We start from the raw sequence: 25112 nt of genomic DNA, 5'->3' as shown, positions 1-25112 counted from the left end.
GGGCCCCCGGGCGCTCAGGTCCAGAGCGTGGCGATGAAGATGTTGACCATCGTCAGTCCGCCCACCGCCGCGAAGAGGCCCTTCTCGACCTTCTCCTCGTCCCGCTTGACGTAGACCAGCCCGAGGATGACGACGAGGATCAGCAGCTTGATGCCGATCTTGACGTTGTTCACGGGGTGGTCGTCGGCCTGGTCGAGCCCGACCAGGGCGATTCCGGTGACGAGCATGGTCAGCGCGCCGTGCAGCATCCCCGGTACGAATCGGGCCGTCCCCGCGCTCATCGCCTTCATCTGGGTGAGGAAACCTCCCAGCAGGGCGGCGATCCCGATGATGTGGAGGGCGACGAAGACATCGATGAGTACACGCATGGTTCCGCACCCTAGCCCTGCCCCTAGCAGGCCTCCGCAGTCAGGTGCTACTTACTGGCCGCTTGACCGACTAATGCACCAATTGCCTGACTCTGGTGCAATTTTTCCTGTCATTAGCAAACAACGAAGCGCCAAATTCGGGCAATAAGCGTCATTACAACTCTTCCCCGTGCCCCGGGTTTAGCGTCCCTACCAGGTGACCGGATCACCGCCGCTCCGCACCCGGACGGCACCGCCCGGTCGCCCCGCCGGCAGATCCGGCGGCGGGCCGCTCCCCCTGTTGGCGGCCCGCCGCAGGACCGGGCGGGTCCGCCGGTAGGCCCCGGCGGGCAGTCGACAGGAAGGACCACCGCCTCCGTGGCCGCGCACCGGAAACCGAAGCAGCGCCTGTACACCGGCTCTGCTGCCCGCACCGCAGCGACCCTCGCCCTCACCGGGGCCGCGACCGCTGCCGCGCTGCCGGGATCCGCGCACGCAGAGCCGACGCCCACCGCCGCACAGGCCAAGGCCCAGGTGGACCGGCTGTACCGGGAGGCGGAGGTCGCCACCGAGCAGTACAACGGCGCGAAGGTGAAGGCGGCCGCCGCCGCCGAGTCGATCGACGCGCTGCGCGACGAGGCCGCCCGCAGGACCGAGCGGCTCAACGCCTCGCGCGAGGCGCTGGGCTCGTACGCCGCCGCGCAGTACCGCGCGGGCGGGCTCGATCCCTCCCTCCAGCTGGCGCTCTCCTCCGACCCCGACCAGTACCTCCAGCGCGCCTCCTACGTGGAGCGGGCCGCATCCGGCCGGGCCGACGAGCTCCGCGCCGTGCGGCGCCAGGTGGCGGACGTGGCGCAGCTGCGCTCCGAGGCGGCGGGGCAGCTGGCCGAGCTCACCGCCCGCCAGGCCGAACTCCGGAAGCACAAGGCGACGGTCCGGGCCAAGCTGTCGGAGGCCCGCACGCTGCTGGCCCGCCTCTCCCCCGCCCAGCGCGCCGCCTACGAGGCCTCGGACGGCAGCGGCCGAGGCGCGGGCCACGCCGACCGCAGCGCCCCGCGCGGCTCCGAGCAGGCACCGAACGCCCGCGCGGCGGCGGCCGTCGCCTTCGCGTACGGGGCCCTCGGCAAGCCGTACGTCTGGGGGGCCACCGGCCCCTCCTCGTTCGACTGCTCCGGCCTCACCCAGGCCTCCTGGCGTGCCGCGGGTGTCTCGCTGCCCCGGACCACGTACACCCAGATCAACGCCGGGCAGCAGGTCGGAAGGTCCGAACTCGCTCCGGGGGACCTGGTGTTCTTCTACTCGGGCATCAGCCATGTCGGCCTCTACATCGGCAACGGGCGGATGATCCACGCCCCGCGCCCCGGGGCCCCGGTCCGGATCGCGCCGATCGACGAAATGCCCTTCGCCGGAGCGACCCGGGTGGCATAGGCTCCCGTCCTTCCGACCGACCGGACCGAGGGACACCCACAGATGCCCATGGACTTCGACGTCCAGACCCACGCTCGTACGCTCGCCCTCCGCTCCCCGGACCACTACCGGGTGGGCCCGTTCACGGTGCGCCACAACGTGAACTGGTCGCTGAAGTACGCCAACTACGCGATCCCGGACCAGGGCGCGGAACCGACACCCGGCGAACTCGACGCCCTGACAGCGGCGTTCCGGGAGCGGGACCGGATGCCGCGCCTGGAGTACCTGCCCGGCTGGGCGCCCGCGGTCGAACCCGCGCTGCTCGCCGCCGGGTTCACCGTCGAGAACCGGGCCCCGATCCTGGCCTGCGCCCCCGGCGGGCTGCTGCCCGCGAAGCCGGTGGACGGTCTGGTGACGGCCGAACCGGTCACGGTGGCGGAGTTCGACGCCGCCGCGCTCGTCCAGCACCTGGGGTACGGCGGGACCGGGGAGCCCGAGGGCGGCGAGGCGGAGTGGCTGCGCGACGCGGCGGCGAACGGCGGCGTCGCCGCGCTCGCCACCCTCGACGGCGTTCCGGCGGGCGCGGGCGGCTGCTCGGTCCCGGTGGACGGCCTCAGCGAGCTGGCCGGACTCGCGGTCTCGGCGGACTTCCGGCGCCGGGGTATCGGGGCCGCCCTCTCCCGCCACCTCACGGCGACCGCCTTCGAGCGGGGCTGCCGGGTGGTGTGGCTGGAGCCGGGCGACGCCGACGTGGAACGGATCTACGCGTCCATCGGCTACCGCAGGATCGGAGAGAAGCTCAACATCTCGCTCGATCCGGAACGGGAAGCCGCCTGACCCGGACCGGCCGGAACGGGAAGCCGCCCGACCACCCGGACCGGCCGGAACGGGAAGCCGTCCGCGACTCAGACCAGCCGTCGGGCCGTCGCCCAGCGGGTCAGCTCGTGCCGGTTGGACAGCTGGAGCTTCCTGAGCACCGCCGAGACGTGCGACTCGACCGTCTTCACCGAGATGAACAGCTGCTTGGCGATCTCCTTGTACGCGTAGCCCCGGGCGATCAGCCGCAGCACCTCGCGCTCGCGCTGGGTCAGCCGGTCCAGGTCCTCGTCGACCGGCGGCGCGTCCGTCGAGGCGAAGGCGTCGAGGACGAAGCCCGCCAGCCGGGGCGAGAACACCGCGTCGCCGTCCTGGACCCGGAAGACCGAGTCGACCAGGTCGGCGCCGGTGATGGTCTTCGTGACGTAGCCGCGGGCGCCGCCCCGGATGACCCCGATGACGTCCTCCGCGGCGTCCGAGACGGACAGCGCGAGGAAGCGCACCGGGTTCTCCACCGCACCCATGAGAGGGGCGCAGCGGCGCAGCACCTCGACGCCGCCGCCGCCCGGCAGGTGCACGTCCAGGAGGACGACCTCTGGGCGCGTCGCCGTGATGACGGTGACCGCCTGGTCGACGTCCGCGGCCTCGCCGACGACCTCGACCCCCGTCTCCTCGGTGCGGCCGATCTCGGCCTGCACGCCGGTGCGGAACATCCGGTGGTCGTCGACGAGCACGACTCGTACCCGGCGCTCCGGGTCCGCGTGGCCCCCGGTCGCCTCAGTGGTCCCGTTCATCGCTCGTCCTCTCCATCTCCAGCTCGACTTCCGTGCCCCCGCCGGGCACCGAACGCAGCCGGGCGGTACCGCCGTTGCGCTGCATCCGGCCGATGATTGACTCTCGTACGCCCATTCTGTCCCCCGGTACGGAGTCCAGGTCGAATCCCGGTCCCCGGTCGCGCACCGAGACGAAGACCGTGCGGCCCTCGACCTCGGCGTAGACCTGTACGGCGCCGCCCTCGCCACCGTACTTGGCGGCGTTGACCATCGCCTCGCGGGCGGCCTGCATCTGTGCGGTCAGCTTCTCGTCGAGCGGACAGTCACCCACGACGACGACCTCCAGCGGGACGCCGTGCTTGTCCTCGACCTCGGCGGCGGCGCGTTTGACGGCCTCGGCCAGGGTCTCGGGTTCGTCGTCCTCGTCCTTGCCGGTGCCCTCGGGGTTGTACAGCCAGTTGCGCAGCTCGCGCTCCTGGGCGCGGGCCAGTCTGCGCACCTCGCCCGCGTCCTCAGCGTTGCGCTGGATCAGGGTGAGGGTGTGCAGCACCGAGTCGTGGACGTGGGCGGCGACCTCGGCGCGCTCCTGGGCCCTGATGCGCATCAGGCGTTCCTCGGAGAGGTCCTGGGTCATCCGCACGAGGTAGGGCCCGGCCAGCAGGGCGATGCCGGTGAGCACGGCGATGGCGGCGGTGAGGACGTTGCCGAGCTGGGCGGCCGAGCCGCGCACCACCATGAACCCGGCGAGGCCGAGGCCGACCAGGGCGACCCCGGCCAGGCCCCGGGCCAGGTTCAGGACCCGGCGGCGGCTGCCGACCTCCATCCAGCGGGCCCGGCGGGCGTTGTCGGCCTGCCGCCAGACCAGGACGGAGCCGGCGCCGATCAGCAGGGTGGGCCAGATGTAGCGGTCGGCCTTGCTGCCCATGTCGACGTTGCCGACGAAGATCACGGCGCCGATGAGGAGCGCGACCAGGGCGAAGACCTGGCCCCGGTCGGGCTTGCGGAGCCGGCGCCTGCCGTCGGGGGCGGTCTCGAAGACGGACCGGGGGCTGTCCACGCCGCCGACGCCGAGCGGGACGACGATCCAGAACACGGCGTACAGGAGCGCGCCGAGGCCGTCCGCGAAGAAGAGTCCGAGGAAGACGAACCGCACCCAGGCGACCGGCAGCCCCAGGTGTCCGGCGAGACCGCGTGCGACGCCGCCGAGCAGCCGTCCGTCCGCGCTGCGGTACAGCTTGCGCAGTGGCGGCTCCTCCGGGTCCGGATTGAGGGAGCTGGCGGCTCGGGTGGTGGCGGCTGGCATGACCCGATCGTCACACGTGTGTGCGGCCGATGGCATCAGGGTCGGCCCCCACTTCGACCCTGAGAGACGCGGGCGGGAACGGGTGCCGGCGGGCGCCCTGGTCCGGAACGGTCCCTTCAGGGTCCGGCGGGGGCGATCTCAGGGTTCGTCCAGGGTCGGGGCGGGTGCCGGACGTGCCCGGCGCCCGTCACCATGGAGCCATGACCGTTCCCCAGGATGCGCCGCCCGGCGCCGTACCGTCCGCCGGGCCCGGCGGGCGGCTGCGGCGCAGCTCGCGGCAGAAAGTGGTGGCCGGGGTCTGCGGCGGCCTCGGCCGGTACTGCGATGTCGATCCGGTGATCTTCCGGATCGTGCTCGGGGTGCTCTCCGTGACCGGCGGTCTCGGGCTGATCTTCTACGGCTTCGCCTGGCTGCTGGTCCCGCTGGACGGCGAGGAGGAGAACGAGGCGCGCCGGCTGCTGTCGGGCCGGGTCGAGGGTGCGTCGCTGATCGCGGTCCTGTTCGCGCTGGTGGGCTGCGGGCTGTTCCTGTCGATGCTGGGGAACGGCGGCACGCTGGCGTTCGCCGCGATGCTGTCGCTCGCGGTGATCGGCTTCTCCGTGTGGACGCAGCACCGCAGGACGGGCGATCCGCAGGGCCCGCTGCATCCCGCGGCCGCGCAGGCGGTCTCGGACGCGCCGCCCGAGGTGAAGGCGCCGCCGAGGCCGGGCAGCCCGTCCTGGTGGCGGGACCCGATCATCAAGGACGGCACCACGGGGCCGGTGGGTCCCGGCTATCTGTGGGGGCCGGCGGACACCACGCTGGGCGGCCGGGCGGCCGGGCCGCGCGGGGCGACGGCCACCGGCCCGTTCCGGACGCCCGGGAAGTCGCGGCAGAACCCGGAGGCGACCTCGATCGCCGGGGCCGTCTTCCTGCTGGCGGTGCTGGCGGGCGCGGTGAGCGCGCAGGCGAACTGGGACTCCCAGCCGCTGGGGCTGAGCCTGCAGATCGGGCTGACCGCCGCGCTCGCGGTGTTCGGGGCCGGGATGCTGGTCAGCGCCTTCGTCGGGCGGACCGGGTTCGGCACGGTACTGCTCTCGATGATCACCGCGGGCCTGCTGGCGGGGGCGTCCGCGCTGCCCGCCGGCATCACCGCGCACTGGGTGCGCGAGGAGTGGCGCCCGGCCACGGTCGCGGCGGTGCAGCCGCATTACGAGGTGGGCTCCGGGGTGGCGGACCTGGATCTCACCCGGGTCTCCGTGCCGGAGGGCGACACGCTCAGGACCCGGGTGGAGGTCGGTGCGGGCCGGGTCGTCGTGCGCGTGCCGAAGACGGTCACCGTGCGGCTGAGCGCGCGGGCCGGCCTGGGCGACGTCACGCTGCCGGGCGAATCGCCCGACGGCGGGTCGCGGCAGGGCGACGTGGACATCAGGGTCTCGGAGAACGAGCACCGCACGCTGTCCCCCGAGCCGGGCGGCCCGCCGGCCGGCACCGTCGAACTCGATCTGGAAGTCGCCGTCGGACAGGTGGAGGTCACCCGTGCTTCGTCATGAGATCCGGCCCGGACGGGCGGTCGCGGGCCTGGTCATGATGGGCCTGGCGGCCGGTTACGGGGCGGACGCCGCCGGTCTCTGGCACGTCCCGTGGGTGTTCTTCGCCGCGCTGTTGGCCGGCGGCCTCTCGATCGCCGTGCTGACCACCTGGACCGCCTACCGGATCCGGCGCCGTCGCGGCGGGAGGACGCCGTCCACCGAGAACGACGTCGCCCCGCCGAGCAGCAGCGGCAGCCAGGCCATGAGGTAGACCAGGTCGTTGCCGAGGTAGTACGGCTCGGTCTGCCAGCTGACGGTCAGCCACAGGCACAGCGAGATCAGCGCACCGCCGAGCGCGGCGATCCTGGTCCACAGGCCGAGGAGGGTGCCGATCCCGACGAGGAGTTCACCGATCGCGATGGCGTAGCCGAAGCCGGACGGGCTCTTCAGCGCGAGGTCGACGAGGGCCGGGATCGCGGCGGAGTCCCGGACCGCGTTCATCGTCTCGCCGATGGAGCCGGTGCCGGTGGTGTGGAAGAACGCGCTGTCGGTCAGCTTGTCGAGCCCGGCGTAGACGAAGGTGACGCCGAGGAAGATCCGCAGCGGCAGCAGGGCGTGCTCCCGTGCCAGCTCCCGCAGGCTCTTCGGCTCACCCAGTCCGCGCCCGTTCATGCCGTAGTGCATTGGTGCCCCGCCTTCCGCGGCCCTGCGCCGGACCGCCCGGTCCCGCCCACAGGGCCATTCGACCCTCGCCGGACCGTTCGACCCGTCACCAGACCCTACGGCCTTCCGCGTGGCCGGCTCCCCTGGCCCCGCAAGGGCCCGGGGCTCAGTCCGTCACGTCGATCTCAACCCGGTTCGACTCGGTGCCGGACGCCGTGACCACCTGTACCTCGACCACCCCCGGCTCCACCTCCACCGGCACCGGCACGGTCAGCACGGTGTCGGTCGGGTTGGCGAAGCCGCCCGGGACCGGGACCAGCGGGACGTGGACGTGGACCGGGCCGATCCGCACGACCATCCGGGCCAGCCGCTCCGGGACCCCCGCACCGGGCGGCACGAATCCCGCGCCCCGGATCTCGATGTCGTCACCGGTACGGATCGGCGCGTCCAGATCGCCCGCCTCCCGGGCCCTGACGACCGACAGCACCACGGGCCGGCCGGACTCCGTGTACTTGCCCGCGAAGTACGCCGCCGCCGATACGGCGACCAGCAGGGCCAGGCCCCAGGGCAGATCGGGCAGCTGCTCGGGCCGCCGGGCGAGGCGGACCGCGGCGAAGAGCACCGCGACGGTGCTCACCAGCACGTACTGCACATCGGTGAAGGCGCCGCGGCCCGCGTCGTCGGTGAGCAGGTCGGCGGCGCGCGGCCGGTCGGCCCGCAGCTTCTGGAGCCGTCCGGACAGCACCCGTACGCCCACCACCCGCCGGACCACCACGGCGATGGCGCACACCAGCGCCAGCACGGTCACCACCCCGGCGCCGCGCGCCAGGTCCAGGCCCTCGATCAGGGCGTCGCGCTGTGCGTGGCCGGAGGCGACCGCCAGCTGGAGCGCGAGGACGAGTACGGAGAAGACCGCGAGCAGCACCCAGGACGCGGCGACCGCCCGGGAGGTGGAGAGCCGGTTGTCCTCACCGATCAGCGGGGCGAGGAGGCCGCCGCGCCCCCGGTGGACGTGGGCGGCCCCGGTCAGCAGCCCGGCGGTGACGAGTCCGGCGACCAGGCCCGCCGTGCGGGCGTGGCTCCAGCCCGCACCGATCGCGGTGGCGGTCTCCGCGAGGGCCAGCACGACGACCGCGCCCCACACGATGACCAGGGTTCGCTGCCACACCCGGTGCAGCCAGGCGTCGCCCGCCTCCCGGCCCCGGTCCGCGACGGCACGCGCGGACTGGGTCAGCTCGTCGGAGACCCACTGCCGGGTCGCGGAGGGCGACTGGGCGACGGCCGCGGGCAGCCCCTGACCTGCGGCGAGCCCGTCCCGCTTGGCCAGGAAGGCGGCCACCGCGCGCCGGTGCCCCTCGCGCGCTCCGTGCGGGCAGTCGCCGCACGTACAGCCACCGCCGTGCGTGCCTTGTCGTGCCTCGTCCAACGCCACGGAGAACGCCGCCCTTTCCCGCCCCGGTACAGCTGTGGTCAATCCAACTCAGCTGTGATTTCTGCGAATTGTGCCGTACCGGACGGGCTGCTCCCGCATCGGGGCGCATCGGGCGGGTGGCTTCGTCAGAACGTTCGAGCGATGCGCCGCCACTGCGGCTGGTAGTTGATCCAGGCGACCAGGTCGCTGCCGAGCTGCTCCCGGGTGGTGAGCGCGTCCCGGTGGTCGATCAGCACCGGCTTCCCGGCCGCCCGCGCGGCCAGCTGCACCTGGCAGGACCGCTCCAGCGTGAGGAACCACCAGGCCGCCGCGTCCACCGAGTCGCCCACGGTCAGCAGCCCGTGGTTGCGCAGGACGACCGCCTTGCGGCCGCCGAGCGCGGCGGCGATCCGTCGCCCCTCGTCCTCGTCCACGACGACCCCCGTGTAGGCGTCGTAGAGGGCGTGGTCCTCGTAGAAGGCGCAGGACTCCTGGGTGATCGGCTCGATGAGCTCCCCCAGTGCGGCCAGCGCGCGCCCGTGCACGGAGTGGGTGTGCGCGACGGCGACGACGTCGGGGCGGGCCCGGTGCACCTGGGCGTGGACGGCGAACGCCGCCTGGTTGACGTGGTGGCGGCCCTCGACGACCTGCCCCTCCCCGTTGACCAGGATCAGCTCCTCGGGGCGCAGCCCCTCGAAGGGGGCGCCGAACGGGTTGACCCAGAAGCAGTCGGGGAACTCCGGGTCACGTGCCGTGATGTGCCCGGAGACGCCGTCCTCGTACCCGTACTCACCGAACAGGCGCAGCGCCCCGGCCAGGCGTTCCTTGCGGTACGCGCGCTCCTCACCGAGGGAGGCGTGCACGGGCGGCATCGCGAAGTGGAGCTGGTCCACCGGTATGGGTGTCGGCTCTGGCATGGCGGCTCCTCGGGGCTCCCCGGCGTACGGGATCAGACGTACGGGATCGGAAGTTACCGCCGGTCGCCGCAGGTGGCCAGAGGTACGACGGTGCCGCCGCCCGGAGGACCGGACGGCGGCGCCGTCATGAGGGAGTGGTGGGACTACTCCCACTCGATGGTGCCCGGGGGCTTGCTGGTCACGTCGAGGACGACGCGGTTGACGTCGGCCACCTCGTTGGTGATGCGGGTGGAGATCTTGGCGAGGGTCTCGTACGGCAGCCGTGACCAGTCCGCCGTCATGGCGTCCTCGGAGGAGACCGGGCGCAGCACGATCGGGTGGCCGTAGGTGCGGCCGTCGCCCTGGACGCCGACGCTGCGGACGTCCGCGAGCAGGACCACCGGGCACTGCCAGATGTCGCGGTCCAGGCCGGCCGCGGTCAGCTCCTCGCGGGCGATGGCGTCGGCCTCGCGGAGCAGGTCGAGCCGCTCCTTGGTGACCTCGCCGACGATGCGGATGCCGAGGCCGGGGCCGGGGAAGGGCTGGCGCTGGACGATCTCCTCGGGCAGGCCGAGCTCCTGGCCGACCATCCGGACCTCGTCCTTGAACAGCTGGCGCAGCGGCTCGACGAGCTGGAACTCGATGTCGTCGGGGAGGCCGCCCACGTTGTGGTGGGACTTGATGTTGGCGGTGCCGGTGCCGCCGCCGGACTCGACGACGTCCGGGTAGAGGGTGCCCTGCACGAGGAAGGCGACCTCGGGGCCGTCCTCCTGGAGGATCTCCAGCTGGGCCTGCTCGAAGACGCGGATGAACTCGCGGCCGATGATCTTCCGCTTCTGCTCCGGGTCGGACACACCGGCCAGGGCGTCCAGGAAGCGCTTCTCCGCGTCGACGACCTTCAGCTTCGCGCCGGTCGCGGCCACGAAGTCCTTCTCGACCTGCTCCGTCTCGCCCTTGCGCATCAGCCCGTGGTCGACGTACACGCAGGTCAGCTGGGAGCCGACGGCCTTCTGCACGAGAGCCGCGGCGACCGCGGAGTCCACACCGCCGGAGAGGCCGCAGATGGCGCGCTTGTCGCCGACCTGGGCGCGGATCGCGGCGATCTGCTCCTCGACGACGTTGGTCGTCGTCCAGTTCGGCTCGATGCCCGCGCCCCGGTACAGGAAGTGCTCCAGCACCTGCTGGCCGTGCGTGGAGTGCAGGACCTCCGGGTGGTACTGGACGCCGTAGAGCTTCTTCTCGTCGTTCTCGAAGGCGGCGACCGGCACGACGTCGGTGGACGCGGTGACGGTGAAGCCCTCCGGGGCGGCGGAGCAGGCGTCGCCGTGCGACATCCACACCGACTGCTGGTCCGGGGTGCCCTCGAAGAGGGTCGAGCCGCTCTTGGAGACGGCGAGCGCGGTACGGCCGTACTCGCGGGCGCCGTTGTCGTCGACGGTGCCGCCGAGCGTGGTGGCCATCAGCTGGAAGCCGTAGCACATGCCGAAGACGGGGACCCCGGCCTCGAACAGCGCGCGGTCGAGCGAGGGCGCGCCCTCCGCGTACACGGAGGAGGGGCCGCCGGACAGGATGATCGCGCGGGGGTTCTTGGCCAGCATCTCGGCCACCGGCATCGTGGACGGCACGATCTCGCTGTAGACCCGGGCCTCACGGACGCGGCGGGCGATGAGCTGGGCGTACTGGGCGCCGAAGTCGACAACGAGGACCACGTCGGTGGTGGTGTCGGGGGCGGCGGGGGGTGCTGCTGGCACGGGGCGGCCTTCCGGCGGTGGAGAGGGGGTCGGTTCTTCCGATTCTACCGGCCGTGGACCATCGCCCCGCCGGGCTCCCGTCTCACCATCCGGGCCCGGTGCGGGCTCCGGCCGGGAGCGGGTCCATACTGTCTGCCATGCGTCAGCACACGACCTTCGTCTTTACCTATGGCACCCGGCCCGCCGGCTGCCATGGTCGTGCTGCTTGATCAACTGACAAGCAACGTTCCAGGCGCCCCGGGCCGACAGGCCCGGGGCGTTCTGGCGTTCCGGGCCCGGTCGGTTCCGGGGAGCCGCAGCTACCCGGGAGACCCACCATGAGCAGCACCGCAGCCGCCCGCACCGCCGCAGAGGCGACCGGAGCGCACACCGAGGAGGCCGCGTCCCTGATCGGCGACGCCCGTGCGCGGATCGACGCGCTGGACGACCGGATCATCGGCCTGGTCCAGGAACGGATGGCGGTGTCCACGGTCATCCAGGAAGCCCGGATGACCTCCGGGGGCCGCCGGGTGAACCTCTCCCGTGAGATGGAGGTCCTCGGTCACTACCGGGACGCGCTCGGCAGGCCCGGCACCTCGCTGGCGATGACGCTGCTGGAGCTGTGCCGCGGCCGCGTGTGACCCGCAGCGGGCCGGACGGCCCTTGGCGCCGCGGGGCTGTAGGGGCGTATCCCAGTTCGGTCGGGGTCTCACCCGTACGGCGCGTGACCGGCCCCGGCGCGGCTTCGTTGGTCCCGGTGTCCGTGCCAGCCAGGGGCGGCGGTGGAAGAAACCACGCGTGGCTCCGCCGGGGCGTGTGGCGTACCGCAGGTACGCCGTGGGACCACGCACCGGCGTGCGTGACCGGTCCGCAGGGGACAGCAGGCCGGTCACCCGCGGAGTCCGGCCCCAGGGGCTGGACTCTCGAAAGAACGGCCGGCTCCGGGGACGCCCGGGGCCGGCCGTTCTTCGTGTCCGCACCCGCCGGCTTCGGCTCAGCGGGCCGCGCGGCGGCGGGACACCGTGTAGAGGACTCCGCCCGCGACCAGGGCGACCGCGGCCGCGGTGCCGGTCATCAGGGCGACGGAACCGGTGGCGGCGAGGCCGCCGGAGCCGGCGCCGGTGCTGCCGGAGGAGGACGGGCCGGCCGAACCGGTCGAGCCGTCGCCGGTGGTGGCGCCGGAGTCGCCCGAGCTCCCGGTGGAGCCGGTGGCGCTTGTGGTACCGGTGGACCCGGTGCTGCCCGTCGAGGACGGGCCGCCCGAGCCCGTGGCGCCGTCGCCGGTGGTGGCGCCGGAGTCACCGGAGCCGGAGTCCTTGGCGTTCAGGACCAGCGAGGCGGTGTTGTTGGCGGGCTCGGGGTCGAACCGCAGCTTCGGGTCCTGGAGGAAGGGGTTGCGGACCACGACCTTGCCCGAGGCCCCCTCGACCACCTTGTTGATCTTCAGCCCGAAGGGCAGGGCGAAGTCGGCGTCCTCGCGTACGGACATCGGGGTGGAGCAGAAGTAGCGCGGGGCCGCAGTCTGGTTCTCGCGGTACCCCCCGGCGGCCGTCACGCCCCGGCAGGACTCGGGCCTGGTGACGACAGAGGCGCCCTCGGGCACGGTGACGTCTACGGTGGCGACGTCCTCGCCGGAGCGGAGGTAGCCGATCCACGCCGGACCCCGGTTACGGAATCCGACCTCCACCTCGACCGAGTCGCCCGCGGCGCCCTTCGCGCGGTCCCCGTACGCCGCGAAGTCGGCGGTGTTGGCGGTCCGGAAGTCGGCTTCCTGCTGGTTGTCGCTCGGGTCCAGGTCGGCCGAGAGGGCAGCCGGGGCCTCGCGCAGCGCCAGCGGGGCGCCCTTTCCGGGGCTGTACTCCGCACCGGCGCGCTGCGCGGCGAGGGCCGCGGAACCGCCCTCCTCGATGCGGTAGAGGAAGGAGTCGTAGAAGGCGCGCTCCGTGGCCCTGATGGAGGGCGGCTCGGCCAGCGTGTAGGCGACGCCGGGCTCGTAGGCGCCGTCGAAGGAGCACAGGGCGGTGGTCCAGGCGCCGGGGCTGCCCATGCCCCCGTCGGACTCGCTGTACTCGCAGTTGCGGTACCGCTCGGTGAACTCCATCCCGCGGGTGTACCGCAGGGTGAGCAGCACGCCCTCGGCCGCGCGGGTGCCGTTGTTCGCGAAGGTGACGGGCACCGGCTGGGTGTCGCCGGTCTCCAGCTCCGTCCTGAGCGGCAGCCGCTCCATCGACAGGTCGGGGCCGCCGATTCCGATCCGGGCGGTGAACGGGGTGAACGTGGCCCCGTCCGCCTCCGCGGTGACCTCGATGGCGCCCGTGTCGCCGGCCTCGCTGCCCTTGGCGGCGGTGACGTCGAGTGCGGCGAGGGTGCTCAGGCCGGGGAAGATGCCCCAGTCGTGGCAGACGGCACTCGTACCGGTGACCGAGCAGTCGGCGCCGCCCTCCTTGCCGAAGGCCACGTCCGCGACGCCCTTGATCCCGCTGAGGTCGAAGCGGACGGTGTATTCGCCCTCGAAGGCGCCGTTCTCCTCGTCCTCCGAAGGGTTGTTGACCGTGAAGTCGAGCGAGGCCTTCTGCGGGGTGCCCGTCGCCGGGTACGGGTGCAGCGCGGTCCCGGCCGGGCCGCCGAGCGTGAACTCGGGGGCGGCGGCCTGCGCCGGAACGGTCAGGACGAGGGGTCCGGCGGCCAGCAGACCGGCTGCGGCGAATCCTCCCGCGGCCCTGCGCAGAGCGGCTCTCGGGGTCGTGCTTCTCATATCGCGGGCTCTCCGGGTCGTGAGGAGCTGGGTGATCACCATTGCGGCGACGTGGGTACGACCAAGGTCCCGGGGGAATAGTTGCGCGGCGCCGGATCACGGATCGAGCACATCGCGAGGCGTGACCGACGTCACATAAGGATTTCGTGAGCTTCGGGACAACCATCGGGATGCCTTGCAGGTCATGCATGCGGAACCACCGGTCACATCCGTAACGCGGCTTCACCGGTAGAGCATGAGGGGCTGCACTCGGAGGGGGGTGCAGCCCCTTCTGCTGTCCCCCTCCGCCCCCTCGCCGTCTGCCCGGACGGAACCTTCCCGGTGGCTCAGGCCCGGCCGGTCTGCTTCGGCGGCATCGCGGGCATCCCCAGGAACGGCAGCCGCAGCGCGCCGAACGCCTCCGCCGGGACGGCCGGCGCCTGCGGTTCGACCGCCGCCAGCCGCTCGTACGCCTCTCCCGGCGCCGGACGGGGGTCCCGCTCCCCCTTGTTCGGCCAGAAGGACATGGCCCGTTCCGCCTGCGCGGTGATCGTCAGCGACGGGTTGACGCCGAGGTTGGCGGAGACCGCGGAACCGTCGACCACCGAGATGCCCGGGTGCCCGTACAGCCGGTGGTAGGCGTCGATCACCCCGTCCTCGGCGCTCGCGCCGATCGGGCAGCCGCCGAGGAAGTGCGCGGTGAGCGGGGTGCCCATCAGCTCACCGATGTTGGAGCCCGCGAAGCCGTTGATCTCCTCCGCGAGCAGGGTCGCGCCGCGGGTGGCCTCCGCGATCTGGGTCGGGTTGGGCGCGCCGTGCCCCTGCCGGGCGGTCAGCAGGCCCTTTCCTATCCCGCCCGGCTTGCGGTACGCGGTCAGGGAGTTGTCCAGCGACTGCATGACGAGCCCGATGATCGTCCGCTCCGACCAGCGCCGGTTGGAGAGCGAGCGCATGGCGAGCGCCGGGTGCCTGGCCATGCTGCCGAGCCAGCCGAGCACCCGGTGGGTGCTGTAGGGGACCTGGAGGATGGTCAGCCCGCCCATCGCGTTGGACCCCTTGCCGTAGCGGACCGGTTCGATGTGGGTGTTCTCGTCGGGGTGGATCGAGGAGGTGATGGCGACGCCCCTGGTGAAGTCGGCCTTGGTGCCGTGCTTCTTGCGGTAGCGCCGGTCGGAGGTCTGCGCCCCCACCAGCCCTTCGGAGTTGGTCCGGGTCAGCTCGCCGAGCCGGGCCGAGATGCGGGGCAGCAGTCCCCGGTCCTTCATCGTGTGCAGCAGGGTCTGGGTGCCGTACGTTCCCGCCGCCACGACCACCTGGCGGGCCCGCAGCCGCGTCGGCTTCGCCTTCCGGCGGCGGTCGGTGGGCACGGTGATGACGCGGTAGCCGCCCTCCGGGTGGTCGGTGACCGCGACGACGGAGGTCATCGGGTGGATGACCGCCCCGGCCTTCTCCGCAAGGTGGAGGTAGTTCTCGTTGAGGGTGTTCTTCGCGCCGTGCCGGCAGCCGGTCATGCATTCGCCGCACTCGGTGCAGGCCTTGCGGGCGGGGCCCACGCCGCCGAAGTACGGGTCCGCGACCGTTCCGCCGGGCTTGGCCCGCGCCGTCCCGTCGGCGTCCTCGCCGTCACCGAAGAAGACGCCGACCGGGGCGAGGTGGAAGGTGTCCCCGACGCCCATGACCTCCGCGGCCGCCTTGAGGTGGACGTCGGAGGGGGTCGTGGTCGGGTTGAGCCGGACCCCGAGCATCCGGGTGGCCTGGTCGTAGTACGGCTTCAGCTCGTCCTGCCAGTCGGTGATGTCCGCCCACTGGCGGTCCTGGAAGAACGGCGCGGGCGGCACGTACAGCGTGTTGGCGTAGTTCAGCGAGCCGCCGCCGACCCCCGCGCCGGCCAGCACCATCACCTTGCCGAGCAGATGCACCCGCTGGATGCCGAAGAGTCCGAGGGCGGGTGCCCAGAGGTAGTTCTTCAGGTCCCAGGAGTTCTTGGGCAGGGTGGCGGGGGTGAACCGGCGGCCCGCTTCGAGGACGCCGACCCGGTATCCCTTCTCGCTCAGCCGCAGGGCGGAGACCGCACCACCGAAGCCCGAACCGACGACCAGTACGTCGTAGTCGTACGCGGCGTCGTCGTCGGACGCACCGCCGGGTCCGGCCTGATTCTGGGCAGGGCTGTCCTGGGACATGGCACTCCTCCGTACGAAAAGGACAGAAATGCTGAGGTGGTGCGGGGGGGGCGGCGATGCCGCTGCGGTTCGGAGGTAACGGGGTCAGCGGGTTCGGCAGGGTCAGCGCAGGCGGAAGGCCTTCATCGCCTTCAGGCTGCGGGTCATGAACGCCGCGTACTTCTCGTCGTCCATCCCGAAGGACGGGGCGAGCGGGATCAGCCGCTGCTGGGCGACCGTCTGGGCCTCGGTGTACTTGAGGATGCCCTCGGAGCCGTGCCGGCGGCCGAGACCGGATTCCTTCATGCCGCCCATCGGGGACTGCACGCTGCCGTACGCGGGGGCGTAGCCCTCGTTGATGTTGACCGTGCCGGTGCGCAGCCGGGCGGCGACCGCGTGGCCGCGCCTGCCGTCCTTGGTCCAGACACTGGAGTTGAGGCCGTACGGGGTGGCGTTGGCGAGGCCGATGACCTCGTCCTCGTCGCTGAAGCGGTAGAGGGAGACGACCGGTCCGAAGGTCTCCTCCGTGCAGACGGCCATCGGCGCCTCGACGCCGTCCAGGATGGTCGGCTCGTAGAAGAGCGGGCCGATGTCGGGGCGGGCGACGCCGCCCGCGACGAGCCTGGCGCCCTTCTCCACGGCTTCCGCGACGTGCCGGCTGACGGTCTCCAACTGGCGCTCACCGACCAGCGAGCCCATGTCGGCCCCGTAGGCGAGGGAGTTGCCGAGCCGCATGGCCCGGGTCCGGGCGGCGAACCGCTCCACGAAGTCGTCCGCGACCGACTCGTGCACGTACAGCCGCTCGATGGAGATGCAGAGCTGGCCGGCGGAGGAGAAGCAGGCCCGGACGGCGCCCGCGGCGGCCTTCTCCACGTCGGCGTCCTTCAGGACCAGCATGGCGTTCTTGCCGCCGAGCTCCAGCGAGACGCCGACCAGCCGGGCCGCGGCGCCCTGGGCGACCTCGCGCCCGGTGCGGGTGGAGCCGGTGAACGAGACGTAGTCGGCGTGCTTGACGACCTCGGGGCCGACCACCGGTCCGTCACCGAGCACGACCTGGAACACCTCGGCGGGCAGCCCGGCCTCGATCAGCAGGTCACGGGCCCACAGCGCGGTCAGCGCGGTCTCCGTGTCGGGCTTCATCACGACGGCGTTGCCGGAGACGAACGCGGGCAGCGCGTCACCGACGGACAGCTCGAAGGGGTAGTTCCACGGCGCGATCTGGCCGACGACTCCGCGCGGCTGACGCAGCTCGGTGACCTTGGTGAGGGTCGGTACGACACCGGTGTGCCGCTTCGGCTTCAGGTACGCACCGGCCTTGCGGCCGTAGTGCCGGGCGGCGACGGCGACGGCCTGCACCTCCTCGTGGGCGTGCAGTCGCGCCTTGCCGGTCTCCAGCTGGATGAGGTCGAGGACCTCCGACTGGCGGCCGAGCACGAGGTCGTGGAAGCGCAGCAGCACCGCGGCCCTGGCCCGGACGGGCGTCGCCGCCCAGGCGGGCTGGGCGGCGCGGGCCCGCTCGAAGGCGGCGGCCACGTCCTCGGGGGTGGACTCCGGCAGGTCGGCCAGCTTCTCCCCGGTGAACGGGGTGTGGTTGGCCGTACGGCCGGACCCGGCGACGCCCCGGGTCAGCTGGGCGATCACCTCGGGGGTCACGACATCGGCGGCCGTGCGCACGCCCGCGGGCGCCGCGGCCACCGGGTTGGTGCCGACAGCGGCGGCGGAGGTGGGCGTGGAGGCCTGCGAGTCCGTCATGAGGGCGAGAGTACGTCCAGCCGGATGCTTTGGGTACCCGTGGGTAACGGCTTTTCACAGTCCCCACAGGAGCCCTGTGCGAGCACCCGCCGATCGAGCCAGTGTCCACTGGCTACGTAACCGCTGATCAGGGGCTATCTCCCGGGCCAGCGGTCAGGAGGACCGCATCTTCAGGCCCTCGGCCACCTGGTCGAAAAACTTCTCGCCGTTCCTGGCCGTCCGCCCCTCGGCGGGCGTATCGACCCGGACCAGCCCGTGGGCGACGCCCTTCCGTTTCCCCTTCCCCGGAATCCGCGACTCCCGGCACGTCCGTCACCCGTCTGGGTCCGAGCCGTCCGACGAGCGGGTACCGGCCGCCGAGGAGCCGGAAGATACCGGGGTCAGCCGGTGTCCCCCGGCGCGCGCCAGCCGCGCAGCATGGTGTCGAACTGCTTCTGGGTGGTGTCCCAGTCCGCCGCCGGACCCGTCATGTACAGCGCGTACTCCGGTCCTTCGTCGCCCGCGTAGTACATCTGGTCGATGGCGTGCCGCTGCTCGCCGCTGTTCTCGGTCCAGGTGAACTCCCAGAGCGATCCGGGGTGGTCACGGTAGAAGTTGGCGCGCAGGGCCAGGAGCCGGTACTGCGGCAGCCGCTTCCGCAGGCCCGGCTCCATGTTCTGCATGTGCAGGTACGAGGTCTCGAAGTCGGGCTGCTGGTCGATGCTGATCCGGAGGTAGCGCTTGCCGTTGTCCGGGGTGTAGTCGATGTTCGTGCCGCTCTTCCGGCGCTGCCAGCCGTCCGGTACGAGGAGCTTGAACCCCTCCGGGTCCTGGACCCGGTGCCAGCCGGCCGGCACGCCCTTGAGCGTCGGGTCCGGCTTCGGGCCCGGCTCCTCGGAGGGGTCCGGCGAGGACTTGTGGGGAGCCGGGTCCTGGGACCGGGTACCCGCGTCCGCGGTGCCGCCGCTCGCGCTGCCGCTCTCCGGGCTGTCGCGGTACTTCATCGCGGCGATCCCGGCGCCGACGCCGAGCAGCGCCGCCAGGGCGAGCACCAGCAGGGCCGTACGCCACCGGCCCCGGCCGCGCCGGGCCGCCGGGGCGGGCCCGGCGGGCGGAACGGCTCCGGGGTGGTGCGGCTGAGCCGTGGCGCCGGGGTGCGGCGGCTGCCCCGTGCCGCCGGAGTGCGGAAGCTGGGCCGTGCTGCCCGTCGTGCCGCCGGGGCCCATCGCGCGCACGGCCTCCTCCGGCAGCTGCTGCGTCGGCACGAACTCCTGGGCCGCCCGGGGCTGGCGCCCCTCCATGGCCTCCAGCAGCATCCGTTCCGCCTCTGCGGCCGACGGCCGGTCGGCCGGCTCCTTGCGGAGCAGCGCCGTGATGACGGGGCCGAGCGCCCCCGCCCTGACCGGCGGCGGCGGTTCCTCCGCGACGACGGCCTGCATGGTGGAGATCGGGGAGGTGCGCCGGAACGGCGAGCTGCCCTCCACCGCGGTGAACAGCGTGGCGCCCAGCGACCACAGGTCGGACGCGGGGCCGGGATCGCCGCCGCGTACCCGCTCGGGCGCCAGGAAGTCGATGGACCCGACCAGCTCACCGGTCCTGGTGATGGTCGAGTCGCCCTCTATCGCCGCTATCCCGAAGTCGGTGAGCAGCACCCGGCCGTCCCGGGCGAGCAGGACGTTGCCCGGCTTCACATCGCGGTGCAGCACCCCGGCGCCGTGTGCGGCGCGCAGCGCGCCCAGCACGTGGAGGCCGATCCTGGCGGCCTCGCGCGGCACCAGCGGCCCGGATTCCTTGGCGGCGTCGGCGAGTGAGGGGCCGTCGACGTACTGCATGACGATCCACGGCCGGTTGTCGTACTCGATGACGTCGTGGACGGTGACCACGCCCGGGTGCGTGATGCGGGCGGCGGCGCGGGCCTCCTTCTGGGTACGGGCGTGCAGCACCACCCGGTCCGCCTCCGCGACGTACAGCCCGGCGGTCAGCTCCTTGACGGCGACGGTGCGGTGCAGCACCTCGTCGTGGGCTCTCCAGACCTTGCCCATGCCGCCGCGCCCGAGGACTTCACCGAGCCGGTATCGCCCGGCCAGCAACAGTCCCGCATCCGTGCCCTGTGATCGATCCACGTATCCCTGCCCCGTTCCTTCGGATGACAGGTTACGGAGGGGAGGTGCGGGCACGGAACCTCGCATCGCCCACGAGATCGCACTGTGATGCTTGTCGCTTCGTCCGGTCGCTCTGGGGTCCCGTCAGGTATCAGGGCGTCACGCGATAGGAGGCGATGGCCTGTTGGTAGATGTCCGAGACCTTGTCGCGCTGGCTCTCCGGGCCGACCACTTGGAGGATGTGGTAGCGGCCCTTGACTATCATCGCGAGGTTGCGCACGTACACCTCCCGTCCGGAGCTGTCCTGCCAGGTGAACTGACCTTCCGCCATGGCCTGTCGGCCGACGTCGATCCGGCGCAGCCCGCTCGCGGACGACCAGCTGGAGTCCCGGAAGGGCTTCAACTCGGGTTCCTTGTCACGCTGGTATCCGAGCGGGTCGGCGCCGTTCGCCTTGACGGTGTCGCGGCCGGGGACGATCAGCAGGGTGAAGCCGTCGCTGCCGTAATGGACCTGGCGCTCCGTGTTGGCGGGGCTGCGCTGCCACCCCTTGGGCACCCCGACCTCGAAGCCCTCGTCGTCCTTGCGCAGCACGTAGCCGGACGGGAGCGCCACGGCGGAGCGGCTGGTCTGCGGCTTCTGCTTGCCGGCCGGCCGGGAGGGGGACGACGAGGGCGCGGCCGATCCGCCGGAGCCGCTCGGGCGGGCGGAGCCGGGCTCCGGCGGTCCGGTCGCCGTACGGGACGGGCTGGCGCCCGCGCCGGACTGCGAACCCGACTTGGGCATGAACATCACGGCGTACACGATCGCCGCGACCAGCACCAGCAGGATCAGGACGAGCAGCAGCCGGCCGAGCCGTCGCGGCGCGCGCTGCCCGTCCTGCTGCGGGCGCGGCGGGGTGCGCAGCGCCTTGGGGCCCTTGGGCTCGCGCGGCGGCCTGACGGCCCGGGGTTCGCGCGGTTCCGCGCGTACCGGCTCCGCCTCCGGCCGCCCCCTGCCCTGGCGGTGGCGGCCGTGCGCGGCGCCGCCCCGGCGGCCGCGCCGCTTGCGGACGAGCTCGCCCCGGCGGCGTACGACGGGCAGCTTGGTCTCGTCCACGGACGGCAGCGGCACCACGTCGAGTCCGGCCTCCGGCTCCGGCGCGGAGCGCACGAGGGAGCGCAGCCAGCCGCGCAGCTCCTCGAAGTCCGGCCGCTCGGTCGGGTCCTGCCGCAGCAGCGATTCGACGACGGGCCGCAGCGCGCCGCACTCCTCCGCGAAGGCGGGCGGCTCGCCGCAGACCATCTGGACGAGCTCGGCGGCGTTCTCCTCCGGGTACGGGGCGTGGCCCTGGACGGCGCGGTAGAGCAGCGCGCCCAGCGCCCAGAGGTCGGTGGAGGGGCCGATGGGCGGTGCCAGCTGCCAGTTCTCGTGGACCGGGCCGGCCTGCTCGGGCGCCCAGCGCTCGGTGACCGCGCCGACGACGGCGATCCGGGCCTGCCGCGCGCGCTCCGCGGCGAGGGTGGTGGCGGGGCCCCGGTAGGCGGAGGTGTCGCGGTTCCCGGCGACGATCTCGTCCCAGCCGCCCGCGGCCGCCGCCCCGGACTCGCTGGCACGGGCGGGCGGCGTGTGGCGGACGACGGCCGGGGTCGCGCCCTGGCGCCGGGAGTCGGCCCGCAGGGCGTCCTCGCTGGAGCCGCCGGCCGGGACCGGGCGTCCGGCGCCGGGGCCGTCGTCCCAGGAGCCGGTCAGATGCAGCCGCCGGGGCGGTGTCCGGCCGCCGTCGCCGTCCTCGCCGTACGTGGCGTCCTCGCCGTCGTACTCGTCGTCCCCGTCGTCGTCCTCATCGTCATCGTCGTCGTAGTCATACCCGTAGTCGTCGGCCAGCGGGTCGGGCAGCCGGGACAGGCCTGCGGGCGGCTGCGGACCGGACTGGCCGGTGCCTTCGCGCTGGACCGGCAGCACGCCGGTGTCCCCGTCCTCCTCCGTACCGGCTCGGCGCTCCTCCTCGCTGACGCGTGCGGCGGCGGCGCGGGCCCCCGCGCGGTACGCGGCGATGGCGCCCGCACGCGCGGCACGCGCCTGGGCGGCGCCGCCGTGCTCGGGGGCGGGGAGGGGCTGCGGCGGTCGGCGTACGGACTCCAGCTCAGCGGCGCCGTAGGGATACCCGGAACCACCCGCGGAAGGACCGGACTCGATCGCCGCGGGACCGCGCGAACCCGGCACCTCGGGCGGGCCGCCGGGGTCGGACGGGGGCTCGTAGCCGTCCCCGTCCCCGTAGCCGGACGGGGACTCGTACTCGTCCGGGTACTCGTACTCCGTCTCGGTCTCGGTGCCGTACTCGGTCCGGTGCGCGGCCATCGGCAGCGCGTAGGGGTCGTGGTCCTGGTCGTCGGGTCCCTGCACCGGTTCGGCCGTCGGCGGTACGTACGGGCCGGTGGGGCCCGACTCCACGGCGGGGCCGCCGTACTCGCCGTCCTCCTCCGCGTCGTCCGGGCGGGGCACCGGTACGTAGCCGCAGAGGGCCTCTTCCGCCGCCCCGGCCGCCAGACCGGTCAGCACGACGCGTCCGTCGTCGCAGATGAGCACGGTGCGCACGGTGATGTTGCGGTGGGTCCAGCCGTGGGCGTGCAGCACGCGCAGCGCCGTCAGGACGTCGGAGCCGATCTCCGCGGCCCGGTACGGATTGAGCGGGCGCTCCGCGAGCAGCGCGGCCAGCGGGCGGGCCGCGACCAGTTCACTCACTATCCAGAGCGATCCCGCCTCGGCGAACACGTCGAAGACCTGGTCGAGCCGAGGGTGGTCGGGGACCTGGGCCGCCGCCTGGGCGGCCTCGATCGCGCGCCGGACCGCCGGATCGGTGGACCGCCGCACCGTGCGTCCGCCGGTCAGCCGGGCCGGTGCGGGCAGGCCGTCGGCGTCGAGCACCTCCGCGTCCACGACTTCCGGTAACGGCACCTGCCGGACCAGGACTTCCTGCCCGCTATAGGTGTCGAACGCCCGGGTTTCCACCAGTTCGTACGCATCGGACGGGGGCAGCGGAAGGCGGTAGCGGTCGGCGAGTACCCGACCCGCGTAGTCGTCCACGACGCCTCCCCGCAGCGCGCTGTCCCCCGGTCACCGAGACCGCACCGAACCCGCCAAATATGGTCACTCACCGTGCAGTTGGCAGGTGATTTCGGCTGCGTACGGTCTTCGGGCTCTCACCATACGTGGCAACGGGCGGCCGCGCGGCAGGGTCTGCGCAACCCGGCCCGGCAGCCGTCCTCAGTCGAGCGGCTTGAACGTGTCGAACGCGGTCTTGCGCAGCGTCTTGCACGCCTTGCCGTTCCACTCGTCGGCCTTGCAGCTGATCATGATCGAGTAGCCGCGCTTCGCGTCGACCTTGAAGCCCCGGTTCAGTACCCGGCTGCGCTGCCCCTTCTCGTTACGCTCGAACTCCCAGTCCGCGACGGTCGGGTACCCGTTGTACTCGACCTTCTTGATACCCAGGTGCTGGTACCCGCTGCTGCTGCCGGCAACCGCGCCCTTCAGCCCGTTCCAGGCGGCGGCCGCGTCGTCGCCCGGCGAGCTGTTGTAGTCGATCTGGACGCGCGGGAAGCCCTTGTCGATGTTGTAGATGCCGCCGGAATTGCTGCCCGCGATGGAGTTGCGCTCGAATCCCTCGGGCATCGCCATGGTGAAGTGGAACCGCTTGTCGGTGACCGGCTTGTACCCGGCGGGCAGCGCGCCCTTGCCGTCCGCGTCGCCTTCGGAGCCGTCCGAGCCCTTGCCGGAGTCGTCCTTTCCGGAGTCGTCCTTGCCCTGGCCGTCGTTCCCGTCCTGGCCCTTGTCCTGGTCCTTGCCGCTGCCGCCGCCCTGTTCGGTACCGCCGGTCCCTGCGGAGGAGCCCGGCGTCGAGGCGCCGGCCGAGGCCGAGGTGTCGTCCTTGCCCTTGCCCGCGTCGTCCTTGCCCGTGTCGTCACCGCCCAGCGAGAGCGCGAGGACCGTGCCGAGCACCGCGAGCACGATGACGGCCGCGATGACCGCCAGGGTGCGGCGCGGCACCACGTCCGTGAGCGAAGCCCGGGGCGGGGCGGGCGCGGTGGTGGCCGGACGCGGCGGCGGTACGACCCCGGAGGCGGATGCCGTGGCGGGTGCCGTGGCGGGCCGGGCCGGTACGGCGGCGGCCGGGGCCGCGGGGGTACCGGCGACGGGCGCGGCCTTGGCGTTCCGCGCGGAGCGCAGCGCGCCCCGCAGCCGGTCGCGGGTGCCCTCGCCCGGTTCGCCGCTCTTCGAGGCGGACTTGGCGGGGGCGGGCACCTTGGGCAGCGCCATCACCTGGGTGGCGTCGGCCGGCGGCACCGGGGCGTCCGACTGCTCGGGGGCGTTGATCACGTCGTTGAGCAGGGCGCGCGCACCGGCGTCGTCGAGCCGCTGCTCGGGGTCCCGGGCGAGCAGCCCGTAGATGACCTCTTCCAGCGGACCCGCGTTCTTCGGCGGGTCGAGCGGCTCGGTCATCACCGCGGTCAGGGTCGCGATCGCGGAGCCCTTGTCGTACGGCGGGCAGCCCTCGACGCTCGCGTAGAGCAGTCCGCCGAGCGACCACAGGTCGGCCGGCGGGCCCGGCTTGTGCCCGCGGGCCCGCTCCGGCGAGATGTACGAGGGTGCGCCGACGAGCATGCCGGTGGAGGTGACGGAGGGGTCGCCCTCCACCTGGGCGATCCCGAAGTCGGTCAGTACGACCCGGCCGTCCTCCGCGATCAGCACGTTGGACGGTTTCACGTCACGGTGCAGGATGCCCTCGCGGTGCGCGGAGCGCAGCACGTCGAGTATGGCCAGTCCTACCTCGGCCGCCCGTCTCGGCGTCAGGACACCGTCCTCGCGCACCGCCTCGGCCAGCGACTTGCCCTCGATGAGTTCCATGACGATCCACGGCCGGTCGTCCTCGTCGACCACGTCGTAGACGGTGACCGCGCCGTTGTTGCGAATCCGGGCGATCGCCTTCGCCTCGCGCAGCGTCCGCGTGATGAGACGGCGTTTCTCGTCGTCGTCGATGGCTGTCGGGAACCGCAGTTCCTTGACCGCGACCGTGCGGCCCAACGTCTCGTCGACGGCGCGGTGGACCGTGCCCATACCGCCCCGGCCGAGCACCTCCCCGAGCCGGTAGCGCCCCGCGAGGAGGCGTCCGTCCTTGTCCCGTTGGGGCTCCCGTGCCTGCTCCGCCTCCGACATGCGTCCCCTCTGCGATCAACCCGCCCTGGCAGAGCGTTCATTGTCCCCTACCCCGGGACCGGTCCTGGTGCCGGGGCCCGGCTCCGCCCCGAATGTGACCGGCGTAAGGACTCCCTGGCACCCCGGCTCCCGGGACACCGCGACGCCGGCCTGTCGGTGACAGCGCCGCCCGGTCCCGGAACTGCGAGCCTGCCCAGCGAACCACACCTCACGCCCGCAGCCTCCTACCCGCCACGGCCCGCCGTCCAGGGCGGAGCGCCCACTGCGGCACTCCTGATACATACTTCCGCCGCGGGCGGCCCGGCATCCGGTGCGCGGGCCGCGGCCGGCGCCCCCGA

The 25112-nt window shown here is 72.9% G+C and carries 17 protein-coding genes; 4 read left to right on the top strand and 13 right to left on the bottom strand.

Annotation, left to right across the window (positions count from 1 at the left end):
* Positions 1-14: 14 nt before the first annotated feature.
* Positions 15-368 (bottom strand): hypothetical protein, encoded by a 354-nt coding sequence (locus ACIP89_RS10965; RefSeq protein ID WP_402114292.1) that lies wholly within the window; start codon positions 366-368, stop codon positions 15-17.
* 357 nt (positions 369-725) lie between these two features.
* On the opposite strand from ACIP89_RS10965, the gene ACIP89_RS10960 reads away from it, so the two are divergent.
* A complete protein-coding gene (locus ACIP89_RS10960; protein ID WP_402114290.1) occupies positions 726-1775 on the top strand; it encodes an NlpC/P60 family protein in 1050 nt (349 codons plus the stop codon).
* A gap of 42 nt (positions 1776-1817) precedes the next feature.
* Positions 1818-2591, top strand: a complete 774-nt coding sequence (locus ACIP89_RS10955) for a GNAT family N-acetyltransferase (RefSeq protein WP_401928472.1) — start codon at positions 1818-1820, stop codon at positions 2589-2591.
* A gap of 68 nt (positions 2592-2659) precedes the next feature.
* Here the strand turns inward: ACIP89_RS10955 and ACIP89_RS10950 are convergent, their stop codons facing one another.
* A complete protein-coding gene (locus ACIP89_RS10950) occupies positions 2660-3364 on the bottom strand; it encodes a LuxR C-terminal-related transcriptional regulator (RefSeq protein WP_402114287.1) in 705 nt (234 codons plus the stop codon).
* A complete protein-coding gene (locus ACIP89_RS10945; protein WP_073732602.1) occupies positions 3348-4646 on the bottom strand; it encodes an ATP-binding protein in 1299 nt (432 codons plus the stop codon). The genes ACIP89_RS10950 and ACIP89_RS10945 overlap by 17 nt, the downstream gene beginning before the upstream one ends.
* Positions 4647-4846: 200 nt before the next feature.
* On the opposite strand from ACIP89_RS10945, the gene ACIP89_RS10940 reads away from it, so the two are divergent.
* Positions 4847-6178, top strand: a complete 1332-nt coding sequence (locus tag ACIP89_RS10940) for a PspC domain-containing protein (RefSeq protein WP_401923602.1) — start codon at positions 4847-4849, stop codon at positions 6176-6178.
* Between the two features lie 156 nt (positions 6179-6334).
* On the opposite strand, the gene ACIP89_RS10935 is transcribed toward ACIP89_RS10940, so the two are convergent.
* The 4 genes from ACIP89_RS10935 to guaA all read right to left on the bottom strand — a co-directional run bounded on the left by ACIP89_RS10935 (position 6335) and on the right by guaA (position 10878).
* Positions 6335-6841, bottom strand: a complete 507-nt coding sequence (locus ACIP89_RS10935; protein WP_401923600.1) for a DoxX family protein — start codon at positions 6839-6841, stop codon at positions 6335-6337.
* 145 nt (positions 6842-6986) lie between these two features.
* A complete protein-coding gene (locus ACIP89_RS10930; protein WP_401923597.1) occupies positions 6987-8252 on the bottom strand; it encodes a hypothetical protein in 1266 nt (421 codons plus the stop codon).
* Positions 8253-8377: 125 nt separating this feature from the next.
* Entirely contained in the window at positions 8378-9148 is a 771-nt protein-coding gene (locus ACIP89_RS10925; RefSeq protein WP_402114284.1) for a class II aldolase/adducin family protein, read from the bottom strand.
* Between the two features lie 143 nt (positions 9149-9291).
* Positions 9292-10878 carry a glutamine-hydrolyzing GMP synthase gene (guaA, locus tag ACIP89_RS10920; RefSeq protein ID WP_401923592.1) on the bottom strand — a complete coding sequence of 529 codons (1587 nt, stop codon included), beginning with the start codon at positions 10876-10878 and terminating at the stop codon, positions 9292-9294.
* Positions 10879-11195: 317 nt separating this feature from the next.
* Here guaA and ACIP89_RS10915 point away from each other — a divergent pair, with 317 nt between their 5' ends.
* The gene (locus ACIP89_RS10915) at positions 11196-11498 is read left to right on the top strand and encodes a chorismate mutase (protein ID WP_401923589.1); all 303 of its coding nucleotides are present in this window, start codon (positions 11196-11198) and stop codon (positions 11496-11498) included.
* 353 nt (positions 11499-11851) lie between these two features.
* Here ACIP89_RS10915 and ACIP89_RS10910 read toward each other — a convergent pair whose 3' ends face one another.
* From ACIP89_RS10910 to ACIP89_RS10885, 6 genes are all read right to left on the bottom strand, one after another.
* Complete coding sequence (locus tag ACIP89_RS10910; RefSeq protein WP_402114281.1) at positions 11852-13612, bottom strand: peptidase; 1761 nt, start codon at positions 13610-13612, stop codon at positions 11852-11854.
* Positions 13613-13938: 326 nt separating this feature from the next.
* The gene (locus ACIP89_RS10905; protein WP_402114279.1) at positions 13939-15771 is read right to left on the bottom strand and encodes a GMC family oxidoreductase N-terminal domain-containing protein; all 1833 of its coding nucleotides are present in this window, start codon (positions 15769-15771) and stop codon (positions 13939-13941) included.
* Positions 15772-15873: 102 nt separating this feature from the next.
* Complete coding sequence (locus ACIP89_RS10900) at positions 15874-17502, bottom strand: succinic semialdehyde dehydrogenase (protein WP_401928481.1); 1629 nt, start codon at positions 17500-17502, stop codon at positions 15874-15876.
* Positions 17503-17882: 380 nt separating this feature from the next.
* Positions 17883-19604 (bottom strand): serine/threonine-protein kinase, encoded by a 1722-nt coding sequence (locus ACIP89_RS10895; RefSeq protein ID WP_402114277.1) that lies wholly within the window; start codon positions 19602-19604, stop codon positions 17883-17885.
* A 130-nt stretch (positions 19605-19734) separates the two neighbouring features.
* Entirely contained in the window at positions 19735-22647 is a 2913-nt protein-coding gene (locus ACIP89_RS10890; RefSeq protein ID WP_402114275.1) for a protein kinase, read from the bottom strand.
* 180 nt (positions 22648-22827) lie between these two features.
* Positions 22828-24774 carry a serine/threonine-protein kinase gene (locus tag ACIP89_RS10885; RefSeq protein ID WP_402114273.1) on the bottom strand — a complete coding sequence of 649 codons (1947 nt, stop codon included), beginning with the start codon at positions 24772-24774 and terminating at the stop codon, positions 22828-22830.
* Positions 24775-25112 lie beyond the last annotated feature (338 nt).

The organism is Streptomyces sp. NPDC088730 (assembly GCF_044751215.1).
Classification (GTDB): Bacteria; Actinomycetota; Actinomycetes; order Streptomycetales; family Streptomycetaceae; genus Streptomyces.
The sequence above is the reverse complement of the archived record's forward strand: the minus strand, read 5'-3'. Positions and strand labels throughout refer to the sequence as shown.

Bases quoted from the DNA above. Each gene is read 5' to 3' on its own strand.
- ACIP89_RS10955 (WP_401928472.1), top strand. From the start codon at position 1,818: ATGCCCATGGACTTCGACGTCCAGACCCACGCTCGTACGCTCGCCCTC.
- ACIP89_RS10915 (WP_401923589.1), top strand. From the start codon at position 11,196: ATGAGCAGCACCGCAGCCGCCCGCACCGCCGCAGAGGCGACCGGAGCG.
- ACIP89_RS10925 (WP_402114284.1), bottom strand. From the start codon at position 9,148: ATGCCAGAGCCGACACCCATACCGGTGGACCAGCTCCACTTCGCGATG.
- ACIP89_RS10935 (WP_401923600.1), bottom strand. From the start codon at position 6,841: ATGCACTACGGCATGAACGGGCGCGGACTGGGTGAGCCGAAGAGCCTG.
- ACIP89_RS10900 (WP_401928481.1), bottom strand. From the start codon at position 17,502: ATGACGGACTCGCAGGCCTCCACGCCCACCTCCGCCGCCGCTGTCGGC.
- ACIP89_RS10905 (WP_402114279.1), bottom strand. From the start codon at position 15,771: ATGTCCCAGGACAGCCCTGCCCAGAATCAGGCCGGACCCGGCGGTGCG.
- ACIP89_RS10885 (WP_402114273.1), bottom strand. From the start codon at position 24,774: ATGTCGGAGGCGGAGCAGGCACGGGAGCCCCAACGGGACAAGGACGGA.
- ACIP89_RS10910 (WP_402114281.1), bottom strand. From the start codon at position 13,612: ATGAGAAGCACGACCCCGAGAGCCGCTCTGCGCAGGGCCGCGGGAGGA.
- ACIP89_RS10965 (WP_402114292.1), bottom strand. From the start codon at position 368: ATGCGTGTACTCATCGATGTCTTCGTCGCCCTCCACATCATCGGGATC.
- ACIP89_RS10940 (WP_401923602.1), top strand. From the start codon at position 4,847: ATGACCGTTCCCCAGGATGCGCCGCCCGGCGCCGTACCGTCCGCCGGG.
- ACIP89_RS10950 (WP_402114287.1), bottom strand. From the start codon at position 3,364: ATGAACGGGACCACTGAGGCGACCGGGGGCCACGCGGACCCGGAGCGC.
- ACIP89_RS10945 (WP_073732602.1), bottom strand. From the start codon at position 4,646: ATGCCAGCCGCCACCACCCGAGCCGCCAGCTCCCTCAATCCGGACCCG.